At 49.8% G+C, this 21,520-nt stretch carries 23 protein-coding genes and 1 tRNA gene; 12 read left to right on the forward strand and 12 right to left on the reverse strand.

All coding sequences use genetic code 11. From position 1 onward, the window contains the following. Window positions 1–23: 23 nt before the first annotated feature. The 11 genes from alr to O4H47_RS05765 all read right to left on the reverse strand — a co-directional run bounded on the left by alr (window position 24) and on the right by O4H47_RS05765 (window position 10,591). Window positions 24–1,145, reverse strand: a complete 1,122-nt coding sequence (gene alr, locus O4H47_RS05715) for an alanine racemase (RefSeq protein WP_269392999.1) — start codon at window positions 1,143–1,145, stop codon at window positions 24–26. Next, window positions 1,142–2,305: an amidohydrolase gene (locus O4H47_RS05720; RefSeq protein ID WP_269393000.1), complete on the reverse strand. Its 1,164-nt coding sequence runs from the start codon at window positions 2,303–2,305 to the stop codon at window positions 1,142–1,144. Before O4H47_RS05720 ends, alr begins: the two co-directional genes overlap by 4 nt. A gap of 11 nt (window positions 2,306–2,316) precedes the next feature. Further along, a complete protein-coding gene (locus O4H47_RS05725; protein WP_269393001.1) occupies window positions 2,317–3,492 on the reverse strand; it encodes an acetyl-CoA C-acyltransferase in 1,176 nt (391 codons plus the stop codon). 11 nt (window positions 3,493–3,503) lie between these two features. Further along, entirely contained in the window at window positions 3,504–4,796 is a 1,293-nt protein-coding gene (locus O4H47_RS05730) for an ArgE/DapE family deacylase (RefSeq protein ID WP_269393002.1), read from the reverse strand. A gap of 7 nt (window positions 4,797–4,803) precedes the next feature. Beyond that, window positions 4,804–5,457, reverse strand: coding sequence for a 3-oxoacid CoA-transferase subunit B (locus O4H47_RS05735; RefSeq protein WP_269393003.1), 654 nt, complete (start codon window positions 5,455–5,457; stop codon window positions 4,804–4,806). Then, on the reverse strand, window positions 5,444–6,136 hold the full coding sequence (locus O4H47_RS05740; protein WP_269393004.1) for a CoA transferase subunit A: 693 nt from the start codon (window positions 6,134–6,136) through the stop codon (window positions 5,444–5,446). Before O4H47_RS05740 ends, O4H47_RS05735 begins: the two co-directional genes overlap by 14 nt. Further along, window positions 6,133–7,485: an aspartate aminotransferase family protein gene (locus O4H47_RS05745; protein WP_269393005.1), complete on the reverse strand. Its 1,353-nt coding sequence runs from the start codon at window positions 7,483–7,485 to the stop codon at window positions 6,133–6,135. The genes O4H47_RS05740 and O4H47_RS05745 overlap by 4 nt, the downstream gene beginning before the upstream one ends. Next, window positions 7,482–8,252 (reverse strand): amino acid ABC transporter ATP-binding protein, encoded by a 771-nt coding sequence (locus O4H47_RS05750; RefSeq protein ID WP_269393006.1) that lies wholly within the window; start codon window positions 8,250–8,252, stop codon window positions 7,482–7,484. The genes O4H47_RS05745 and O4H47_RS05750 overlap by 4 nt, the downstream gene beginning before the upstream one ends. A 14-nt stretch (window positions 8,253–8,266) precedes the next feature. After that, entirely contained in the window at window positions 8,267–8,923 is a 657-nt protein-coding gene (locus O4H47_RS05755; RefSeq protein ID WP_269393007.1) for an amino acid ABC transporter permease, read from the reverse strand. A 19-nt stretch (window positions 8,924–8,942) separates the two neighbouring features. Next, window positions 8,943–9,590 (reverse strand): amino acid ABC transporter permease, encoded by a 648-nt coding sequence (locus tag O4H47_RS05760; protein WP_269393008.1) that lies wholly within the window; start codon window positions 9,588–9,590, stop codon window positions 8,943–8,945. Window positions 9,591–9,814: 224 nt separating this feature from the next. Continuing rightward, on the reverse strand, window positions 9,815–10,591 hold the full coding sequence (locus tag O4H47_RS05765) for a transporter substrate-binding domain-containing protein (RefSeq protein ID WP_269393009.1): 777 nt from the start codon (window positions 10,589–10,591) through the stop codon (window positions 9,815–9,817). Window positions 10,592–10,725: 134 nt separating this feature from the next. Between O4H47_RS05765 and O4H47_RS05770 the strand changes: the two genes are divergently transcribed. From O4H47_RS05770 to O4H47_RS05810, 10 genes are all read left to right on the forward strand, one after another. Beyond that, window positions 10,726–11,700 carry a LysR family transcriptional regulator gene (locus tag O4H47_RS05770; protein WP_269393010.1) on the forward strand — a complete coding sequence of 325 codons (975 nt, stop codon included), beginning with the start codon at window positions 10,726–10,728 and terminating at the stop codon, window positions 11,698–11,700. Between the two features lie 182 nt (window positions 11,701–11,882). Beyond that, entirely contained in the window at window positions 11,883–13,037 is a 1,155-nt protein-coding gene (locus O4H47_RS05775; RefSeq protein WP_269393011.1) for an MFS transporter, read from the forward strand. Between the two features lie 60 nt (window positions 13,038–13,097). Beyond that, window positions 13,098–13,310 carry a helix-turn-helix domain-containing protein gene (locus tag O4H47_RS18165; RefSeq protein ID WP_419719600.1) on the forward strand — a complete coding sequence of 71 codons (213 nt, stop codon included), beginning with the start codon at window positions 13,098–13,100 and terminating at the stop codon, window positions 13,308–13,310. Between the two features lie 109 nt (window positions 13,311–13,419). Then, window positions 13,420–14,190 carry a helix-turn-helix transcriptional regulator gene (locus O4H47_RS05780; protein WP_269393012.1) on the forward strand — a complete coding sequence of 257 codons (771 nt, stop codon included), beginning with the start codon at window positions 13,420–13,422 and terminating at the stop codon, window positions 14,188–14,190. A gap of 51 nt (window positions 14,191–14,241) precedes the next feature. Further along, the gene (locus O4H47_RS05785) at window positions 14,242–15,012 is read left to right on the forward strand and encodes a helix-turn-helix transcriptional regulator (RefSeq protein WP_269393013.1); all 771 of its coding nucleotides are present in this window, start codon (window positions 14,242–14,244) and stop codon (window positions 15,010–15,012) included. A gap of 76 nt (window positions 15,013–15,088) precedes the next feature. Beyond that, window positions 15,089–15,868, forward strand: coding sequence for a helix-turn-helix transcriptional regulator (locus O4H47_RS05790; RefSeq protein ID WP_269393014.1), 780 nt, complete (start codon window positions 15,089–15,091; stop codon window positions 15,866–15,868). Window positions 15,869–16,387: 519 nt separating this feature from the next. After that, window positions 16,388–17,350 carry a transferrin-binding protein-like solute binding protein gene (locus O4H47_RS05795; RefSeq protein ID WP_269393015.1) on the forward strand — a complete coding sequence of 321 codons (963 nt, stop codon included), beginning with the start codon at window positions 16,388–16,390 and terminating at the stop codon, window positions 17,348–17,350. A gap of 64 nt (window positions 17,351–17,414) precedes the next feature. Further along, window positions 17,415–18,695 (forward strand): surface lipoprotein assembly modifier, encoded by a 1,281-nt coding sequence (locus O4H47_RS05800; protein WP_269393016.1) that lies wholly within the window; start codon window positions 17,415–17,417, stop codon window positions 18,693–18,695. A gap of 144 nt (window positions 18,696–18,839) precedes the next feature. Further along, a complete protein-coding gene (locus O4H47_RS05805) occupies window positions 18,840–19,616 on the forward strand; it encodes a hypothetical protein (protein ID WP_269393017.1) in 777 nt (258 codons plus the stop codon). Between the two features lie 112 nt (window positions 19,617–19,728). Then, entirely contained in the window at window positions 19,729–20,148 is a 420-nt protein-coding gene (locus tag O4H47_RS05810; RefSeq protein ID WP_269393018.1) for a helix-turn-helix transcriptional regulator, read from the forward strand. Between the two features lie 184 nt (window positions 20,149–20,332). On the opposite strand, the gene O4H47_RS05815 is transcribed toward O4H47_RS05810, so the two are convergent. Further along, a tRNA-Ser gene (locus tag O4H47_RS05815) sits at window positions 20,333–20,422 on the reverse strand. 167 nt (window positions 20,423–20,589) lie between these two features. On the opposite strand from O4H47_RS05815, the gene O4H47_RS05820 reads away from it, so the two are divergent. Continuing rightward, the gene (locus tag O4H47_RS05820; protein WP_269393019.1) at window positions 20,590–20,925 is read left to right on the forward strand and encodes a hypothetical protein; all 336 of its coding nucleotides are present in this window, start codon (window positions 20,590–20,592) and stop codon (window positions 20,923–20,925) included. Window positions 20,926–20,935: 10 nt separating this feature from the next. Next, window positions 20,936–21,520 (forward strand): peptide-methionine (S)-S-oxide reductase MsrA, encoded by a 585-nt coding sequence (gene msrA, locus O4H47_RS05825; RefSeq protein WP_269393020.1) that lies wholly within the window; start codon window positions 20,936–20,938, stop codon window positions 21,518–21,520.

A 21,520-nucleotide genomic window follows, 5' to 3' on the forward strand; every position in this document is an offset into this window, starting at 1 on the left:
TTGAGCACATTGGCAAGAGTTCCCTAGCGATATTTGCGAGGGTTGCGCAGGCCCCAGTCAGAATATAAGTCCGCCATAATGGTTTCGAACTGGTGTTCTGCGCTATCGCGCCCAATCTTGTTTGCGTGGGCGCCGCCAAAAATCACGACTTCGTCCCCAACTTGGACTTCTTTCATTTCTGTAACATCGGCAACAATCGTGTTCATGGAGATTTTGCCCACCACCGGACAAGAATTGCCGTTTATGCTGACGATGCTGCGTTCAAATCCGTTTCGTCGAAAACCATTTGCGTAGCCAATTGAAATGCAGGCAAGACGACCATCTTGCTCCAATAGCTTGGAACGATCATAGCCCACGGTTGTGCCCATAGGGTAATCACCTATGCTGACCACCCGCGCTTTTAACTCCATTGTCGGCAGAAACCCCAACTCCGGTTTCAATATGCCATAGAGTATGGCTCCACATCTGAACATGTCCGTTTTTACATGTTCTTCAGAGATCAGTGTGAGAGAACTGCCTGCATGGATCAGCAGATCCTTTCGCTTCAATTTGCTGTTGGCCAAAACCCAATCCACCTGTTGTTGGAACAGTTTTGAGTTTTGGCGCAAATGCTCTTTATCGTTTGACGGGAAATGACTGCATATTCCAACAATCTTCTCACCCAAAGTTCCAACGATCCGTCGGCAGGTTTCTTGCCCTGCAACGGTCGATATCTCCAAACCATCCCGCGACATGCCCTTAGCGTTTAACGAAAGATGGGCTCCCATTTGGTAACGGCCCGACTTTATGAGCACGCTTAGGTACCGCGCTGTTTGCAAAGAGCCAACCTGCTCTTCTACACGATCATGCACCGCCTGATCTATTTCGACTTGTGTTGCTGCGCGCAGACGGATCAGGCTACCTGCGAAGCCCGTATTGCGCACTTCACGAGCTTCTGAGTTGGACGTTATACCGATACAGTCCACACCCTGTTCACGCACAAGAGGAACCGTTTGGCTAATCCCGTGACCGTAGGCGTCGGCTTTTAGAACGGCGCAAAACCTTGTTCCTTGAGGCACCAGGTCGAGTGCCAACTCCAAGTTTTTTGAAAAGCGGTCGAGGTAGATTTCGCACCAAGCATTTTTGGGGATGGGGTGATGCATCATTGCCCCTCCGCACGTCCCAATATCTGCGCAACAATTCCAATAAACAGCTCGCTGGCTACTGGTATCAACGCGTCTGGGAAATCATAATCTGGGTTGTGTAGTTGCGGATGATTTTCTCCTGCACCGATATAAAGCAGGCTGGTCTTGATCCCCTCATCTCCAAATCGACCAAAATCTTCAGACCAGCGAAATGGAGTTGCGATTTCTACTGTCTGCCGACCTTGTTTGTTTGCCACATCTTGTGCCAATTCTGTGGCTTGGACATGGTTCGCTACTGACAAAAACACATCATGCCATGTAATCTGAACATTTAGTCCATCTGTACATTGCTCGATAATCTCTTGCGCATCTACCATCAGTCTATCCATTTGCACATTGGTCATTGAACGCAATGTGGTCCACACTTCACCATCTGCTGGCGCAATGCCAAAAGCGGCTTCACCAAGAATGGCATGCGTTAAGGTAACAAGGGCGAAGTCGTCGTCGCCGACCGTTCCGTGGCTCAGTTTGGGCAATTTTGCCATCAGCGCAGACATTGCGGGGCCTGGAGATACGCCGTCTTCAGGTGCCGCCGCGTGAGAGCTCTTGCCTTCAAGCTTGATTTTCATGCCGCGAGAGGCGCAGTTGCTTGGCCCAGTGCGCCATCCGATTTCGCCCAATGGGCGGCCAGGCACATTGTGATAGGCGAAGGCATAATCTGGTCGAATTTCAGCCCATTGTGCATCTTCAATAACCGCTTGTGCGCCAGCACCGGTTTCTTCGGCTGGTTGAAACAGTAAAATGACACGCCCTGTTGCGGGGCGATTTGCAAGCCCCATTGCAACACCAATAAGCGAGGCCATATGCCCGTCATGCCCGCAAAGATGTCCTTTTCCAGCGAGCGCGGAACGATAAGCCAGATTTGAGATCTCTCGGATTGGTAGTCCATCCAATTCGCAACGCAATAAGACCGTGGGGCCTTCTTCTTTTAGTCCTGTGAATTGAGCGGCAACGCCATGCCCACCAACCCCCCGCCAAATCCGGTCGGCGCCAAGTGCGCGTAGTTCGCGGCTTATCCGTTCAGCAGTTTGTGCTTCTTCCCCAGAGATTTCAGGACGTTCATGCAACTCATGACGCAGAGCTGTAAGCGTTGCGATCTGATTGTCCGTAAGCTGATACATTGTGTTGCCCTTTAAAATATCTCGAACAGGCCAGCAGCACCTTGGCCGCCGCCAACACACATGGAAACCACGCCCCATTTGGCCTTGCAGCGTTGGCCCTCAAGTAGAATATGTCCCGCCATACGCGCGCCCGACATGCCGTAGGGATGCCCGATGGCAATTGCCCCGCCGTTTACGTTTAACCGCTCGTTCGGCACACCAAGATGATCGCGGCAGTAAATAAGCTGGGCGGCGAAGGCTTCATTAATTTCCCAAAGATCAATATCATCCAATGTCAGCCCGGCACGCCCGAGCAGGCGCGGAATGGCAACTACTGGTCCGATGCCCATTTCTTCAGGCGCAACACCTGCGACCGCAAATCCGCGCATGGCACCAAGCGGATCCAGATTGCGCCGCGATGCTTCTGAGGCGTCCATGATTACCAATGTGGCCGCGCCGTCTGATAATTGACTAGCGTTGCCAGCAGTTACCGTTTTATTGGCGCCAAGAACCGGACTAAGGGCCGCGAGCCCTTCTGCAGTGGTCGCTGGGCGATTACATTCATCTTGCACCAGCTTTACTGATTCTTCTCGGGTTTCGCCCGTCGCTTTGTCCGTGATGTATTTTGTTGCGTTTATGGGAATAATCTCATCTGCAAACAAACCCGCATCCTGTGCTCGCGCCGCGCGTAACTGGCTTTGCAGGGCATACTCGTCCTGTGCGGCGCGGCTTACGCCATAGCGCTCAGCCACAATTTCGGCTGTTTCCAACATGGTCAGATAATAGTTTTTTGCAGCGCTGGGATCCCTATATCGGTGTGCGTTCCAATGTTCATTCTGCACCAATGAAATGCTCTCTAACCCACCAGCCAGCGCGACATCCACGCCTTCACTTGCTACCATATGTGAGGCAATCGAAATCGCATTCAAACCAGACGCACATTGTCGATCTAGCGTCGCTCCCGCCACGCTGTCAGGTAAATTGGTGGACATAACGATGTGACGTGCCACATTGACCCCGGATGTGCCTTGGGTTAGTGCCACGCCAAAAATTGCTTCTTCAACCTCGCCGCCCGTTAGATCAGCGCGGGCCAAAGCGGCCTTTACGGTTGGGGCGGCCAGGCTGGGTGCTTCCAAGTTATTGAACGCCCCGCGATAGGCTTTGCCGATTGGGGTGCGGGCAGTGGAGACGATAACAGCTTCGCGCATTTTGATTGTCCTTAAACCTTTTCCACGCCACACCATTCCGCAATAAACAGTGCGGTGGATTTTGTGATTTTGCGCATGCTTTCCAATTCGACACGCTCATTGAATCCATGGATCGCTTCAGCGCGAGGACCGTAGACCAGTGCGGGCGTGTCCGCATAAAGGCCAAAAAACCGGGCGTCTGTGGTCGCCGTTATTGCTTCGCGCACCAATGGTTCGCCAGTGGCCAATTGGTGTGCGTTTTCAAGCGTTGCGATGGCGGTCGCCGCATGTGTTGAACTGTCTTGTGACAATGCATAACCCTCAGCATGGAACCCATGATAGATGACCTCGGGCAAGCTATTGCGCAAAAATGCGTTCTCTTGGGCGGCCGCCAAAATCACCTGTTCGATCTCAGCTTTCGCATCATCAATGGACTGCCCCGGGAAAATTGCCATGCGCACGTCGAACACACTCCACGCGGGAACGGAACTGGTCCAATCACCGCCTTCAAATCTTCCAACATTTAGGTTCAGCGCATGCTCCATGTGGACGTAGTCACTGGGACGATTCTGGGCCGCGTTCCAGCGGTGTTCCATTTTGTGCAACGCTTCAATCAGCGGGAAAGCCGCCTCAATCGCATTGGATCCACTGCCCGCATAGGCCACATGCGCAGGTAGGCCCTTGAGGCGAACTTGAAACCAAATCACGCCGAGTTGTGCGCTCACCAAATGTTCGGAGAACGGTTCGGGGATAAGTGCGGCGTCGGCAGTATAACCACGCGCCAGACAAGCCAGAGCACCGTTACCCGTGCATTCTTCTTCCACCACGGATTGATAGAACACATCGGCGGCTGGGGCATAGCCACATGCGTTCAGCGCGTCGAGCGCAAACAGGTTTGACGCAAGTCCCGCCTTCATGTCTCCAGCGCCGCGGCCATAGAGCCAACCATCGGCGATTCGTGGCTCGAACGGGGGACTGTCCCACATATCAAGCGGCCCGGTCGGCACCACATCTATGTGGCCATTCAATATCAATGAGCGACCTTTTCGTGTCTTTGAGCGGTGTGCCCCAACAACATTGATCGCTTCTTCGTAGGGGCCAAGAACCGGTGAAAAACCGGGGAGATGCTGAATATCAGCAAGATCAATTTGCCAACGATCGATTTCATAACCTCGCTTGTCCAACTGATCGGCCATCAAGTTTTGAGCTGATTGTTCCTGCCCGCGAACGGAGGCATGAGACGTTAATTCAGACAGAAAGTCGACCTGAAGCTCAAAAGCTTTGTCCACTTCGTCAAATAGGCGCGCGCTTAGGTTGTGGGTCATGATAAGTCTAAAATACTCCCAGCTCACCGTGGGGCAGGATCAAAGGCGCACCCGTGGCTTCCACCGCCTCATTTGCGGTTACACCTCTTGCCAGTTCGACGAGTTCAAACCCTTTTGGGCCAACGTCAACTACCGCCAAATCTGTGTAGATCCGCGCCACGCAATTTGGGGCTGTTAGCGGCAACGAACACTTAGTTTTTAGCTTGGGGTTGCCCGCGCGATCCGTGTGCGTAGTGAGAACGACAACACGACGCGCCTTTTGGGCGAGCTCAATGCCACCGCCTACGCCGGGGCTGAACTTTCCTGGAATTTTCCAATTTGCTAAGTCGCCGTTCGAGCCGACTTCAAATGCGCCCAACATGGTCAGGTCAAGTCGTCCAGAACGCACCATTGCAAAGCTGGTTGCACTATCAAAAAAGGCCGAGCCGGGAACAGTTGAAACGTACGCGCCGCCGGCGTCAATCAGATTGCGATCTGCTTGTTCTGGCGACGGGCTTGGGCCAATTCCGATCATACCGTTTTCAGTGTGCAGGCAAACACAAAGATCTTCTGACAAATGGTCAACAATCTTGGTTGGCAAACCTATGCCTAAATTCACCACCATGCCCGGCTGAACGTCGCGCGCGGCGCGCGCAAGCAAGCGTTCTCTAGCGTTTGACAACTGCATACTCCTTTGTGAGCGCCGTGAGTTCGGTCACATGATCAATAAAGACCCCGGCCGTTTGGACGTTGTTGGGGTTCAGTCCACCAACAGGCAATAAGTTTACAGTTTCTGCGATAACGCAGTCAGCAGCCATCGCCATAAGTGGATTGAAGTTCTGTGCTGTGGCGGCGAATTCAAGGTTGCCGAAAACATCAGCTCGTTCCGCGTGGATGAGAGCAACATCGGCCCGCAGCGCAGCTTCAATTATCTGACGCTTGCCCTCAAACTCAATTTCTTGCTTTCCCTCAGCCAGCTCAGTGCCAATTCCAATATCTGTCAAAATACCGGCCAAGCCAGAACCACCTGCTCGAATGCGTTCGGCCAAGATACCTTGGGCATTGAACTCGACTTCAAGCTTTGCGGTGTTCATCAATTCGATCGCATAAGCATTTAGGCCAAGATGCGTGGTAATGAGACGACGCACCTGACCGCTTCTGAGCAAATGATCAATGCCAAGGCCGGGTTCGTTGGCGTCATTTTTTACCAACGTAAGGTCGCGCGCGCCGTGGGCCACCAGGGCATGAATTAGCGTCATCGGCGTGCCCGGCACCCCAAATCCACCAACCATGATCGTGTCGCCATCCCGGATTTTGGCAATGGCGGTTTCTGTTGTGCATTGTTTGTTGGGAAGCTTCATGCGTCAGCCTCTATGGGCAAACCCACCTCATGGGCAAAGGCGTCAAGCGCGTCGCGCAGGATCGCCATCATTTCAAGAACTTGTTCCTTGGTTATGATCAACGGTGGGGCCAAAAGGAAGTGATCGCCAGCTGTGCCCCCGCGAGTTCGGCGTGAATAGATGATCAGACCGCGTTCGTACGCCAACTCGACAAGGTGTTCATGCGCATTGAGCTTTGGCGGCAATGGTTCCATTGTTTCACGGTCAGCCACAAATTCGAACGCCGTGAGCAGCCCTTTGCCCCGCACATCGCCAATAAAAGGATAGCGCTCCATCAACGCGCGCAGTTCAGCCATTAGAACGTCGCCCATATTGGCGGCATTTTCAATCAGGTTTTGATCCTCAAGCTCTTCAAGCACGGCCAAACCAGCTGAGCACGCCAAGGGGTTGCCAGCATAGGTGAACCCGTGGAGGAAACCGCCTGCATCAAGAACTGCCTCAACGATTTTTGCGCTTGAGACAATCGCGCCAAGAGGTGCATAACCAGCACCAAAACCTTTTGAGAGCGCCACAATGTCAGGGGTCACACCCCAATGTTCGGCGGCCAAGAATTTGCCTGTTCGGCCTGCCCCGGTCATGACCTCATCATAGATCAGGATCACACCAAATTCGTCACAAATATCGCGAACGCGTTGATAATAGCTGTCCGGCGCAACCAATGCCCCTGTGGACGCACCGCCCACTGGTTCCATAATAAACGCTAGGACCGTGTTTTCACCCTCGGCCAATATCTTTTCGCGCAAAAGCTCGGCGTATTTTAGGCCGCGCGCTTCTTCGGTTAAATTGTCACGATCCAAATAGGTGACCGGGGCTGCGGTTTTGGGCATGCCGCGCATCATAGGTGCGAATGGCTCACGCAACGGATCATAGCCTGTCAGGTCCAAGGCACCAAGCGTACAGCCATGATAGGATGGAAAGCGAGAAATGATCTTGTAGCGGCTCGCTTGCCCCCTGGTCAGGGCATATTGGCGTGCAAGTTTTGTCGCACTCTCCACCGCTTCTGAGCCACCCGAGACGAAAAATACTCGATCCAATCCTTCTGGGGTCATGGCAACTGTTTTGGCCGCCAAATCTTCGGAAGGGTGAGTGCGGAAATGCAGCCGATAGCCAAATGTCGCTTTGTCCATTTGTGCTTTGATTTTTGCCAGCACACGTGGGTTTGAGTGGCCAATATTTGACACCATAGCCCCGGAAGAGCCGTCTATATATCGTTTGCCACTTTCATCAAACAAATAGATCCCTTCGCCACGATCCAAGAAAGGGCGCGGATTACGAGATTGATAAAACAGATATGAAGGCGCATCACTCACTTTGCACCTGCGAGATGTTTTCGAAGGAATTCACGCGTGCGTTTTTGTTTCGGATTTTTGAAGATCACTTCTGGTGGCCCCTCTTCGACCACGACCCCTTGGTCCATAAAAAGAACCCGGTCGCACACAGAGGATGCAAAATCCATTTCGTGGGTTACGATGATCATCGTCATGTGTTTTTCGGCGAGCTTTTTCATGACCAAGTTCACCTCTTCCACCAACTCTGGGTCCAGCGCCGAGGTCGCCTCATCAAACAACATAAGCTTGGGCTTCATCGCCAACGCACGCGCAATAGCAACCCGTTGTTTCTGCCCTCCGGAGAGTTGTGATGGGTAATAATCGATCCGCTCCAGCAAACCGACCTCATCGAGTTGTTCTTCGGCGAGTTTATTCGCCTCTGCCTTTGAAAGGCCCTTCAACATGATGGGTGCCATGGTGACATTTTCACGGGCCGTCATATGCGGGAATAAATTGAAATGCTGGAACACCATGCCCACTTGCTGGCGCATCTCGTTGATGTGCTTTTCATACTTGCGGTAAGGCAGGTTTTTGTTCACCTGCACACCATCAAGCCACACCTCACCCCCGGTCAAAGGATCAAGGTCGTTTATAGCCCGCAACAAGGTTGATTTTCCAGATCCAGAAGAGCCAATGATGCCAACAATTTGGCCGCGGTCAACGGTCAGGCTGATGTCTTTGAGAACCTCTAAATCGCCATAAGACTTCTGAGCGTGGCGGATTTCGACGAATTTTGTCTGTTCGTTCATGGTGGCTTCCTAACTCAACGGGAGATGGCAATGCGGCGTTCAATCTTGCGCTGCACCCATTCCATTGAAAGGTTGATGATGTAGTAAAGGGCCGCCGCTGCCAGATAGAACTCAAACGGGCGATATGTCTTGCCGATCATGCGTTGCGCGGAAAGCGTCAACTCACTTACGCCGATCACTGAAACCAACGCGCTGTCTTTTAATAAAGCGATCATATTGTTGCCAATTGGGGGAATAACATCGCGGACAGCTTGAGGAATAACCACTTTGCGCAAGGCTTGCCCTCGGCTCAAACCTAGCGTACGCGCGGCCTCCATTTGCCCTTTGTCTACTGCAAGAATAGCGGTCTGGATTAACTCAGAGTTATAGACAGCAAAGTGTAATCCAAGCCCAATGACCCCGGCAACGAATGCGGGGAGATCAATACCGATCTGTACGAGCCCAAAGTAGATCAAAAAAAGCTGAAGTAGGAGCGGCGTGCCCATGAAAACCCACTCGATTAGGCGAAAGGGTTGTTTGATCAGCCATGGTGCATAGAGCGCGATTACGGCGAAGAAGATGCCAACAAAAAAGCTCAATAGTGCAGCGGCAACCGTGATGCCGATGGTCCATAGACAGCCCAACAAGAGCACATCCATGTATTTTGGCAGAATAGAAAAATCCAGTCCCATCCGTTTATCCTTTTTCAGATCAAGTGATCTGCACTTTGCGGTCCAACCAAGTTACACCTCGGCCGGCCACATAGATGATGATCATGTAAAGAACGCCTGCGAGCAGGAACATTTCAAAGGGTTTGTACGTTGAGCCGATATAGCGCTGCGCGGTATAGGTGAGTTCAACGACAGAAATTGCGGCCACCAACGCAGTCGCCTTTATGAGCGCATTGATATTTACGCCGAGCGGGCGCACCATCAACCTAAGGGACTGTGGCAAGATCACTTTGTACATGGTCTGCCAGCGGCTCAATCCAAGCGTTCGTGCAGCTTCAGTTTGGCCCTTGTCGATGGAAATAATGGCGCCACGGATCGTTTCGGTCATATAGGCGCCAGCATTGATGCCAAGGCCAATCACGCCGGCTTGAAATGCATCTAACTGAATGCCAATTTGCGGACCTCCAAAATATAAAATGAAGAGCTGTATTAGAGCTGGGGTACCGCGGAATACACTGACATAGGCAGCACCAATTGCGCGCAGCACAACAAAGCGAGACAATCGTGCAAACGTCCCAAGTGCTCCAAGCGTCAAACCCAAAATAGCCGTGAGGACAGACAGAAGGATGGTCACCCATGCTGCTTCAAGAAAAAATGGATAGACCTTTTGCATCAGCTCAAAATCCATAACCTATCCTTTCGTTGATTGGGGCAACTGCCACCAATGCGCCGCCATAACTCGCGCCAAAACACATGTGCATCATGAAAGAGCAACCTGATTGAGCTATTGTTCATTGTAAATGATCGCGCAAGCCATTTGCAGCAGCAATATAGTACCGATTCAATTGCGCCCGCGACGCATCTACAAACGATGTCCCGCCGCAAACTGCGACGGGAGTTTTGCCAATAGAGTTAGCGGATGTCCGCACCGATCCATTTTTCGGCCAGCGCGAGGTAGGTTCCGTCTTCCATCATGGAATCCAAAGCCTTTTGCATTGCTTCTGCCAACGCTGGGTTTCCTTCACGGATGGCAATACCTGCACCAAACGGTTTTGTTTCAGGATCGTCAAACATTGCAAATTGCTGACCCTTTGCAGACATTGCAAGAATGGCGGCAATCGAATCGTTCACGATTGCATCAACTCGGCCGTTTTCCAGCTCAAGCAGTAATTCAGGCAGACCTTTGTAAGTGCTTATGCTGTAGCCCTTAGCGCGTGCCCAATCTTCGTGGGTTTCGCCAAGTGTTAGCCCAACTTTTTTACCATCCAAATCCGCAAGACTTTTGATATCAGAACCCGGTTTTGTGAAGATCGCGCGTTTGTCAGAATAGTATGGTCCAACAAAATCAACGACTTCATCACGCTCGGCGGTGATGGTCATTGAACCAACGATCGCATCATATTTATTTGCCAAAAGACCGCCAATAATACCGTCCCATGCCGTGGTGACGATTTCAGCTTCTAGGCCCATACGTTTTGCGATTTCTGTGCCAACAGCTGGATCAAAGCCAACAACTTGGTTCTCTTCGTTCACGAAGTTGAACGGAGGGTATGCGCCAGACATTGCGATGCGAATGACACCCTTTTCTTTTAGCGTATCCAGCTCTTCTGCAACAACTGGGGTCATCCCCATTGCGGCAAAACCAACTGCGGCTACTGCAAATTTCAAAAATGTACGACGAAAGGTCATGTTTTCTCTCCCTTGTTGATTTCACATTTGGCCGGCATTTGCCTACCCGATGTGTCGAATTTCAAAAAAGACACTTGCATGACGAGCGATATCGCGCAAATAAATATATAACATCTTCAATATAGGTGAGATTTATGCATAACCCGTCACATCACCGCTTCCCCTGGAACCTAGACTGGAACCTGTTGCGTACGTTCATGGTTGTTGTTGAGCAGCGTGGGATATCTAAAGCGGCCCATTTCTTGGGCCTAAAACAACCAACAATTTCATTTGCGCTGAAACGATTGGAGCAGGTCACTGAACAAACTCTGATCATTCGCAAGCCCAATGAGTTTACCGTCACCCGGGCGGGGCAAGTTCTTTATACTGAATGCGCAACAATATTCGGCGCGGTGTCCCAATTGCCATCGCTTATGGATGTCGACAACACGGAACTTCGCGGGCATTTGTCCATTGCCATCACCAGCCATGTGATCTCTGAGCATTTTGATGACTTTTTGGATCAGTTTTCCAACGCGCACCCCAACGTCACCTACTCATTTTCAGTCAGCGAAAGTGACGAGGTTGAGACCATGATTGCACAAAACCGCGCAAGTTTTGGCATTTGCCTGTTGTCAAAAATGCCAAAGAGCCTGGACGCCTTGGTTATTTATCGAGAGTACTTCGGGCTATATTGTGGTGCCCGCCACCCGCTTTTTAGTGTGAAGGATATTGACCCCAAGGCACTTGAAGGCGAGCCGTTTGTTGCCTTCCAAACCGAAGCCGAAGGTGGACCGCTTGAAGCGATTTCCCATCTACGTGCACGGCTGGGATTGGCCAACACTTGGCGAGGTGTTTCCTCTAGCCTGAATGAAATTCGGCGCATGATCATGTCAAACATTGGTGTGGGCGCCCTGCCCTTGCATGTGGCAGAGATGGACGTTGCCGCCGGGCACCTGCGCCAACTCCCCCCATATGACGACCTGCCGATGATTGACATTTACCTGATTAACAACCCTGCCCGCCGAAAATCCGACGCGGAGGCAATATTTCTTTCAGCGGTCGCAAAGGAGTTTTCAGCGATCGATATCTCAGAACGGACATACGCAACTACGCGTGCCAACAGTTAGCTTGCGATCGACCAGCGTGCGCCAGAAGCTGCTCCGAAGCATCTAAATCCAGTAAGGACGTGGGTGTGCGGCAATTTCTTAGGTGAAACACAATCGTTTCGTCCGGCCACACAACAAAAACACATTCACTATTTCATTATGCAAAAGCCATACTAAAGTCTGTCAAATTTTAGGAGGTTGTTTTGCGTCATTGGTTGTTGTTTACGCCCATATTAGTTGCTGCACTTGGGTATGGTTTTTCTTTTCCACTACTTGCAATAGTTCTAGACAACAATGGCGTTAACTCTGGAACAATTGGCTTAATTTCCGCCATGCCAGCCCTTGGATGGCTCATTGTCCAGCCGTTTTTGCCTTTCCTTCAAACCAAGTTCTCGACAAAAACACTGCTTTTGTTGTTTTTGAGTGTGGCAGCAATTTCTATTCTTGGATTCGCGCTTACTAGTGACCTTGCGGCATGGTTCGCCCTTCGCTTTATATTTGGCGGCAGTCTTGGGCTTTTTTTCCGCGTTGGCGAGTATTGGGTAAACGTTGTTACTAAGACAAAGAACCGCGGGAGGATTACTGGTGCATATTCATTCTCGTTCTTCTTTGGCATTGCGCTTGGAAGTCTTATACAACCTGAAATCGGGCAAAGTGGTTTCTTTCCATTTCTTTCAGTTTCTGCAGCACTCGTATTGGGTGGATTGTTGATCCTGCCCACGAAAGACGAAACGGTTTCTGAACCCGTTTCAGTCGAAGATCATTCCAATGGCATGATCCCGTCCCGGTTGTTGCTTTTGTTACCTTTGGCCGCTTTTGGCGTCATTGTTTATGGCGTTTTTGAGGACATTCCTGCCTATTTAATTTCAGTTTACGCGCTGCGCGTTGGTTTTGAAGCCGATATTGCGGCCTACACACTTACAGCGTTTGCGCTTGGCGGTTTGGTTTTTCCGATGCCTATCGGCATTCTTTCAGACAGAATCGGTCGACAACCAACGCTAACAATTTGTGCTGTCATAGGTGCAATGGGAGCGGTAGCACTCCCTTTCGCTCTTTCCAGCGCGACCGCATTTTTGTTGGTGCTGTTCGTTTGGGGAGGTTGCGTATCCTGTATCTATAGCGTCACCATTTCTATGATTGGCGATCGCTATAAAGGCAAAGACCTTGCCAATGCTAATGCGGGATTTGGAATGTTCTACGCACTTGCAGCGCTTATCGGGCCGATCTTAAACGGATTTTCTATGCAGGCATGGGAACCACATGGCCTCTTTGTTCCCAGTTTCATACTTTTCACCATATTGTCGGTTTTTAGTCTTACTTGGAAATTGGGCGCGCCGAAAAACCAGGTCCCTGCATGAACAAACTGCATGGTCCAACAAATAGCATGCATCAATATGTGATCTTTTTTGGTGTACTAAATGTCTGAAGAACTATGTGGGCTATCGTTAAGAGAAAAGGAATGCTTGGAGCTTCTTGCTGTCGGTCTTCGCCCTGCTAACATTGGAGTGCAATTGCAGATCAGCCGCCGTACAGTTGAAAGTTACATAGAGTCCGCAAAGCTAAAGCTAAATGCAAGGACACGCGATCAAGCGATAGCGATCGCAATTCAGGCCAGAATTATCCAGCCGTGAACCCAATTTGGCACTTTTTACGGTATTGCGTCATGCCTTGGGTGCTACAAAAATTGCACCAAAAGTCATGGCGAATTCGCATAGATATATTTTGGGGGAAATTGCTGAAATGAACGCTCGAAATACCTTCTTAGACATTGCCTATCAAACTCGAGAGACAACCTGTTTGGACACGCATTGGAAGCGATGCCAATTTGCTTTTGAAGAGCTGGGAATAGACGGGATCGGATATGGCATCATTCCGTTTCGCTCAGAAGTGTTTTTGCAAGGATCAAGCAACGCTATGATGTTCCGTCACAGCTACCCCAAAGGCTGGGCGGACGATACGGGGCCGCAAAGACTGCTTGATGATGATGTTACAATCCCCTTGCTTGCATCGGGACGTGACGATTTGATCTGGGTTGATACAGAGGAATTATTGGACCAAGCGGAGATCCCCGACCAAGAGCGAAAACGCTTTGTCGTGCAAAACGAAATCGACCGGGCATATGAGATGAACCAAGGGGTGACGATCGCTTTGGATATCGACCAAATCAACGGGGTTACCTCCGGCATGGGATTGAGGAATTCATCCATGACCGAATCCGAATTCGGCGCATATTGGTCGACGCATCAGCACCAACTCAAGGCCATATGCTCTGTCCTTGATACAGGTATCCGCAAAGACCATCTGCCATCCTATGTTGGGCTAACGACGACCGAGCGTGATTGCCTTAGCCTTGCAGCCTCTGGGCGGCAGTTTGCTGAGATTGAGTATTTGATGCGATTGAGCGAAGACCAAGTCAAAAAAGCATTCACCCGATGCCGAAGAAAACTGCAGGCAAAAACGCGCGATCACGCGGTAGCCAAGGCGCTGGTTCTGGGGTTGATCAACCCATGATCTACGACATATCGACGAGTGCGGGCATTTGGGCAGTGAGAAGTTGCTGAGATGAATTTTCACAATTCGATAATTGAATTATCTGACTTTGTTCGAGGGGATCATAGTCTGGACAGCGTTTGGCGCAAATGCTCAGAAACATTTGCTGAAGTTGGCATCGACGGGATCGGATATGGCATTATTCCATTTCGCTCCGAGGTATTTTTACAAGGATCAAGCAACGCTGTCATGTTTCGTCATAGCTACCCCCAAGGGTGGGCGGACGACACGGGCCCGCAAGGATTGCTAGACAATGATATCACCGCATCGTTGCTTGTATCTGGGCGTGATGACATGACGTGGGTAGATTCTGACGATTTGTTGGAAACCGCAAACATTCCCACGGAAGACAGACGGCGCTTTGCCACTCAGGACGCGATTGACCGTGCGTACAAGATGAACCAAGGAGTAACGGTGGCCTTGGATATAGATAACACCCACGGCGTTACTTCCGGCATGGGCTTAAGGAATTCGACCATGTCCGACTTGGAGTTTGTTACATTTTGGAACATTCATAGAGGCTATCTCAAAGCAATTTGTTCTATACTCGACACGAGTATCCGCAAAGACCATCTGCCATCCTACGTTGGCCTAACAACAACCGAGCGGGATTGCCTGAATTTTGCGGAGTCTGGACGACAGTTTGCTGAGATTGAGTATTTGATGCGGCTGAGTGAAGACCAAGTGAAAAAAACATTCTCCCGCTGCCGAAAAAAGCTGCAAGCAAAAACGCGCGATCACGCGGTGGCCAAGGCATTGGTTCTGGGGTTGATCACCCCCTAGATGCACTTATTACGGTATTGGTAAGAATGGTGAAAAGAATAGAATGGTGCCGCCCTTACCAAGGAAATGAATTGCTTTGAGAGAAACTGCACAACACATAGTCTTAGCACTGTCAGATTCTTTGCGCGGCACAACTACATCCGGCCAGGCTTGGACATTATGTCTTCATGCTTATGAGAAGCTCGGTGTTGACGGTATTGGCTATGGTTACATTCCCCTAGAAACCGAATTTAACCATCGCACTGCGACAGATGTAACAATATTTAGGCACAGCCACCCTAAAACCTGGGCTGATGCCATAGGTGATCGAGATTTATTGGACGCCGACTTTACATTGCCGCCCCTTCTAAAAGGGGAAAGCGAAATTCGTTGGCATCATGAGCCTGCGCATCTTTTGCAAGCCGAAATTGAGCAAAATCGGACAGATTATCAAACACAATGGGAAATCGATCGGCAGCATGGAATGCACGTCGGCATTACACTGCTGCTCGGGCGCATGTCTGGACAAAATGGTCTTGTCTCTTCTGGCATTGGCCTGAGAACGAGTACAATTGCAGAGCAAGATTTTGAGAAATATTGGGAGCACCATGGTGATTATCTTAAACAAATCAGCGCTCTGTTGGATGCCCAGTTCCGCGTGCAAGCACCAAATGCACTGATCAAGCTCGACCAGTTTGAGATCGATTGTCTAAATTTTGCGGCTGCAGGATTGTACAATCAAGAAATCGCATTTCGCCTCAGAAAAAGTGAGGACCAGATTAAGAAATGCTTTGCCCGCAGCCGAAAGAAGCTGTCGGCCCTTACTCGAGATCACGCCGTTGCCAAAGCACTGTCTATAGGCCTGCTTGCGCCGTAGTTGGCACTTTTTACGGAATTGAACTTCCTTTGAATTTTCGTGATTAATCCTTTGTAAACATTCAAACATGGTGGCCTTGGCCGCTAAGCGTTTGATTTATGCAAAGTATTGGGGACGGTGTGGTTTTAAGATCGATACGAGGTGGCATGGCAATTGGTGCCAGCTGCATTCTTCTAACCGCATGTGTGACAACTACGTCAAATGTCGCAAATGGAGCTGCTGTTGTTTATCCAGCAACCTGTGGGGACATTCCAAAAACTGTGAGGAGCAACGGGGCTCCTCTGTCCCAAGCGATCATAGATGAACTTGCTTCATTCTGGCCACCTGAGCACATGGACACCCTCAAAAGATTGCAAAAGGTCTTAGATGGTCGCGGTTCGCCCCGTGACATTGGTTTTGCCCAAAAGTGCTTTGACGTGACGACAGGTCATACACCCCAACAAGAACTAAACAAAGAACAAGCGCCGGTCGGTTTACTTGGGATGCAATAAATCACAACTATTTTTCTGGAGATCATACGTGAAAAAAACTCTGACAATTGCCGGTTTGCTCGGTGCTACTGTAATGCTTTCTGGCTGTACGGCTCTGAGTGGGCTTTTTGGTGTGGCCGATGTTGGTTCGGGTGGCAACAATTCTGCAGCCGTCGTTGATATCGATGGAAATGGTTCCGTATCTGCAGGCGAACGTGCCATGACAGCATATGCAGCGACATATGCGCAAGATGGCTCACCATCCAACGTCCTAAGCGCACAGCAAAGAGCTGCAGGCATTTCGGGTTTTGCAACAGGCAGTAATGGACTTGTTAGTGCGGCTGCAGGTGCCAACGGCTATACAACGGCAAGCGTTCATGTTTCAGACGATAAAAAAACGCTAACGATTACTGTTGACGGCAAAAAACACACCATTTCGGGCAACGGCGTTTCGCACGTGGAAAAAATCAACGGCAAAGACTATCAGGCCTTGGCGTTTGGCTATGGCGACTTATCAAATTCCACAAATGGGACAGATGTTGCTTCAATTCTAAACGGCGATTTTGCTTCACTTGCATTTCTCTTTAAAAACGCAAAAGGCAACGGTCAGAATTACAGCATTCAAACCAATGAGGGCTACACGATGATTGCGACGGGATTGGAGACCCCCGTAGACAAACTTCCGTCGCAAAAAGCATCTTATGGTGGAGACTTTTACATCATAACCAACAACGGTGGCGGCGGTTTCGGCAACTTTGATGCCATCGCAGATTTTGGTAACAAGACCATTACAGCGGATACGTCTTACGAAGGCACCAAAAATGGCGGTTTCACCGGCACTATAGCGGGTAATAAGTTTAGCGGCGCCGTCACGTCCATTTCAGATAGGGATTATGAAGGCGATGTGGTTGGGGCTTTCTATGGTCCAAACGCTGAAGAAATTGCCGGTGCCAGCGTTGGCACGATGAACAATGTAGACGCATCCGCGTTCTTCATCGGCAATAAGAAATAAGCCCATCTTAGCAAAAAGAAGTCGTCCGTCATCAAAACCGATGGCGGACGCAACAGGTATGTTTATGTGGGTTATATTACGCTTTTTCGTTGCACTCGTTGTTGTTGGAAGTGGCTGCATAACTGCATTCGCACAGGGTTATTCGGATATGGCCCATGCTATAGAAAACAAGGACTGGGTAACTGCGTCCAATTTGGCTATTACGTTAGATGAGGAAGCAAAAACCGGCAGCTTCTTTTTTCTATATGTGACAGCAACCAAGTTCTCCGTGGAAGACAACTGCGCCGAGGCAATTCCCATTATCGACGCGCTAAAACAGGCAAAGCCTAGTTTTGCCCCGCTGCATGAACTGGGTTACATCTGCAATACCAAATTGGGAAGAAGCGCTGCGGCTAAATCTGACCTACAAAAACTCGTAGCCATTTTGCCGAACGGGCAAGAACGCGATTTGATCCGAGGTATGCTTGAAGCTGAGCGTACTCGATCCAAAGTTTCGGTCGGTGTTTATGGAAGTGTGACGCCTTCGTCCAATGCAAATAAGCAAACAAGTGTAGGGTACATCAATGGTCTCGAAGTCACTTCGGGTTCGAAGGCCTCCAAGGGTGTCAATGCAACCATTGGGGCAACATTCACCAAGGTTCTAAATCAGACGCGGACCTCCTCCTTTGCCGGAGTTGTTAGAACCGAAATTGGGTATTCCACAGTAGATCAGGTGATTTCCCCCAGGTTGGCGCTTGAAACACCCCTTGCACTTTCAATGACTGAAAATGCATCAGCAGTGCTCACGCCATTCATTGACCTTCACTTTCTTGGCACAAAGCATTCGCATACTAAAATTGGAACAAAAGGGATCGTTCGCCAAAAACTTGATGACAACAATTCAATGGCGTACCAAGCTGAGATTTCTAGAAACAATTATGTCGACGCGCACTACTTCAATGGATTTTACTTTCACGGTAGTGTGAGTTGGGAAAGAAATCTGAGCAAAACGACATCGCTTACACTAAGCACAGGACTAAACTCAGTTCTGACTGATCGTGTTGCAAGACAATCGCACAAAATTGAAGCGAAAGCCCGCCTGGAACACAGTACTGAGAACGGTTTGACTTTTGGCGCGGAGGCATCGGCAGGGGTTCGTTTTCATAATCAACCGGCTCCACTTACAACCGCTGGAAACCAGACTGATCAGTTTCTTAGAACCCAATTGGAACTGAGCCACAAAGACATCACTTTCGGCGCTTTTCGCCCAGTTCTTGCCTATACCTTTCAAGTGCAAGAATCCGACAACATATTCTATAAACATGAAAGTCATGATTTAGGCATCTCACTAAGGGCCAACTTCTAAATGAGACGACTTTGGAAACGGCGTGCGCTCATTTGTTGGCTCGTTCTCTTCAGCTCCGCACAAGGCGCAATAGCTGGGTCTTGGTCGTTCTATTCTGAAACGGCGTTGGAATACGCGCAGGCAACTTTTCAACACGACGCGTCTATGTTCAATCCCATATTGGGCAGCCCAACCAGTTCTCTCATCTATCCCGGGCAGTTGCACTCGTCTGCCAAATTAGGTTTCAGACAAAAGAGCGGTGAAGGAAGTGAAATTGAGGTAAGCATCAAAGCTGCATTCCGGGCACATTCCGAGTTCATAGATAACGATTACCTTGCTGATCAAGTGCTTTTTTCACAAACAACTAGCCGCACACAGGTGCCGACAAATGTCGAAATTGCAGCAAAATTTCGCTCTGCGCCTATAGCCCGCATCGGTAATGCGACGACGCTTTCTTTAGCCATTGAGACAAAAGTTGGGCATGACATACGGGAAAACAGAGGCCTGATATGCGGAGGTGTATGCCAATCGCTTCCTTTTGTTACGGACACACAGCCAGTCATAACGCATCGCACAACGAGGACGTCAATCCGGCTGGGCCCAAGCCTGTCAACGCGACTTGGTGAGCGAACGACCTTTGATATGAGCGCATTGGTCGGGCCGAGCCTAGCTATTATTGACGACACACACCACTTGCGTACAAACCAAGGCTCGCCACTACAAATTCAATATACTCTGTTTGGACTTGAGATGGGGACGGTGTTTGCATTTGAGCATGAATTTTCTGAATTCTTGAGTGTACAAGTTGGAATTACAGCGAACGCGGCGCATCTGTTTGGGCAAGCCCAGTTCTCACCAAACAATGAGCGATCACCTTTACTCGCCGGCTCCGCAATATTTGAAGAAGCAAGCTTGTTTGCCCGTTTCGGAGGTGAATTTTGATAGGTCCAACAGTGCCAACGCGTAACGACGGCCGGCGGAACACTTTGTGTGGCGGAATGCTGATGCTGAGCGATCAGCAAAACTGCGGTTGGTCTAAGAAATGAATTCAACGATGGCGCCTAGATTTTCGATCGAGGCAACAAACAATTTTGAGCAGAATGCCTCTCCTCCTTTGGCGCTTGAAAAGGGCGGTTTCTTCGTCATCGACTTTGATCATCAAACACCGCTCGCGCTTACACCGGTGCCTGATTGGCTGATCGCTGCAACGTTTACGATGGAATTTGATGCAACTCTAACCAATAGTGAACTTCAGCTGCTCAAGCAGCTTTTGTGCTCGAAGTCGTTGCGCGAGATCAGTGCTGAAGACGGTGTCTCCTACGAAACGCGTCGCAATCAACTAAAAAAAGTCCTTGAGAAGTCGAACCTCAATCGTCAGGTCACTCTGTTGTTGGTCATGTCAAACTTGCTGGTCAAGGCGCTCTTTTTTGAGCATAAAACCTGTTCGCCGTCTTGTACGCATGCTAGAGACTGATGAGATAAACAGATCTGTGATCGTATTTTTTTCGACTGTTTTTGCGATTGAGACGAAGTCGATTGTAGAGTGAGGAATGGGCGTTCCTTACGTCGTAACCTGCACCTCTAAACTTTGAAGCTGGCGATCGGTTTTTCAACTTAATATTCCGCCAATTCACTTCAGCGAAGGTTGAAGAAAGTTATGGCGGAGAGACAGGGATTCGAACCCTGGAGACGGTTACCCGCCTACACGCGTTCCAGGCGTGCGCCTTCGACCACTCGGCCACCTCTCCGCAAGCAAATGCGCACCAAATCAGGTGGCAAACACAGTTGCATTGGCGCGCACTATACTGATCGCGAAACTGATCGCAAGTGTTCACTTATGCGTTGAGTGCTTGAATCGCATTTTTTGCGTGACTAGTATCACCAAACCGAACAAAGAAACCAACTGGATTGTCTTATGCGAATGATTACGCGCCTCATTGGCTCGCTGTTTTTGGCCCTTATGCTGATCATGATTGTCATGGACGGCGCAAAAGTGCTCTCATCTAACGAATTGGTGTTCACGCCATTGGGGCAGATTTGGTTTGAGATCGATCGGGCACTTGACACATTGACCCTCAACACTTTGCAAGCAATCATCCAGCGTTATGTACATCCAATCGTATGGGATCCAATCATTGTCACCATTTTGGGGGCGCCTGCATGGCTGATCTGCGCCATTCTTGGGGTGTTTTTTCTTTTTCTTGGGCGAACGCGTACTCGAGAACGCTATAAGCATATTGACGAACTATAAGGTGACAACAATGGACATTAAAATCGCACAGATGAGCCATTTCGTAAACGGCAACCCTATTTCGGGGCCTTATCCATCGCAAAATCAAACCATATACTTAGCATTGGGCTGCTTTTGGGGAGCCGAACGGTTGTTTTGGCGCCTTAACGGTGTATTTGTGACGGCAGTTGGCTATCAAGGCGGACACAAAGACAATCCCAGCTACCAAGAAGTTTGCACCGGACAAAGCGGGCATGCGGAAGCCGTTCTGGTCAACTATGATCCAAGTATAATTTCCCTTCAAGAAATCTTGATGCACTTTTGGCAAGAACATGATCCAACCCAAGGCAATCGCCAAGGCAACGATGTGGGCAGCCAATATCGGAGTGCTATCTATTTCACTTCGCCTGAACAAGAAAAAGTGGTGCGCGCGAGCTATGAGGCTTATGCCAGCTCACTCAAAGACAGCGGCTATGGTCCAATAACAACCGAGATCAAACCTGCAGAAGAGTTTTATTTTGCCGAGGAGTACCACCAACAATATTTGGCAAAAAACCCCAATGGCTATTGCGGCCTGAAGGGAACTGGGGTCAGTTGCACAATTGGTGGTGCGTAA

This window comes from Maritalea porphyrae, from assembly GCF_027213965.1.
In the GTDB taxonomy this organism is placed as follows: Bacteria; Pseudomonadota; Alphaproteobacteria; order Rhizobiales; family Devosiaceae; genus Maritalea; species Maritalea porphyrae_A.

Bases quoted from the DNA above. Each gene is read 5' to 3' on its own strand.
- alr (WP_269392999.1), bottom strand. From the start codon at position 1,145: ATGATGCATCACCCCATCCCCAAAAATGCTTGGTGCGAAATCTACCTC.
- O4H47_RS05720 (WP_269393000.1), bottom strand. From the start codon at position 2,305: ATGTATCAGCTTACGGACAATCAGATCGCAACGCTTACAGCTCTGCGT.
- O4H47_RS05725 (WP_269393001.1), bottom strand. From the start codon at position 3,492: ATGCGCGAAGCTGTTATCGTCTCCACTGCCCGCACCCCAATCGGCAAA.
- O4H47_RS05730 (WP_269393002.1), bottom strand. From the start codon at position 4,796: ATGACCCACAACCTAAGCGCGCGCCTATTTGACGAAGTGGACAAAGCT.
- O4H47_RS05740 (WP_269393004.1), bottom strand. From the start codon at position 6,136: ATGAAGCTTCCCAACAAACAATGCACAACAGAAACCGCCATTGCCAAA.
- O4H47_RS05750 (WP_269393006.1), bottom strand. From the start codon at position 8,252: ATGAACGAACAGACAAAATTCGTCGAAATCCGCCACGCTCAGAAGTCT.
- O4H47_RS05755 (WP_269393007.1), bottom strand. From the start codon at position 8,923: ATGGGACTGGATTTTTCTATTCTGCCAAAATACATGGATGTGCTCTTG.
- O4H47_RS05760 (WP_269393008.1), bottom strand. From the start codon at position 9,590: ATGGATTTTGAGCTGATGCAAAAGGTCTATCCATTTTTTCTTGAAGCA.
- O4H47_RS05765 (WP_269393009.1), bottom strand. From the start codon at position 10,591: ATGACCTTTCGTCGTACATTTTTGAAATTTGCAGTAGCCGCAGTTGGT.
- O4H47_RS05770 (WP_269393010.1), top strand. From the start codon at position 10,726: ATGCATAACCCGTCACATCACCGCTTCCCCTGGAACCTAGACTGGAAC.
- O4H47_RS18165 (WP_419719600.1), top strand. From the start codon at position 13,098: ATGTCTGAAGAACTATGTGGGCTATCGTTAAGAGAAAAGGAATGCTTG.
- O4H47_RS05780 (WP_269393012.1), top strand. From the start codon at position 13,420: ATGAACGCTCGAAATACCTTCTTAGACATTGCCTATCAAACTCGAGAG.
- O4H47_RS05785 (WP_269393013.1), top strand. From the start codon at position 14,242: ATGAATTTTCACAATTCGATAATTGAATTATCTGACTTTGTTCGAGGG.
- O4H47_RS05800 (WP_269393016.1), top strand. From the start codon at position 17,415: ATGTGGGTTATATTACGCTTTTTCGTTGCACTCGTTGTTGTTGGAAGT.
- O4H47_RS05805 (WP_269393017.1), top strand. From the start codon at position 18,840: ATGTTCAATCCCATATTGGGCAGCCCAACCAGTTCTCTCATCTATCCC.
- O4H47_RS05810 (WP_269393018.1), top strand. From the start codon at position 19,729: ATGGCGCCTAGATTTTCGATCGAGGCAACAAACAATTTTGAGCAGAAT.
- O4H47_RS05820 (WP_269393019.1), top strand. From the start codon at position 20,590: ATGCGAATGATTACGCGCCTCATTGGCTCGCTGTTTTTGGCCCTTATG.
- msrA (WP_269393020.1), top strand. From the start codon at position 20,936: ATGGACATTAAAATCGCACAGATGAGCCATTTCGTAAACGGCAACCCT.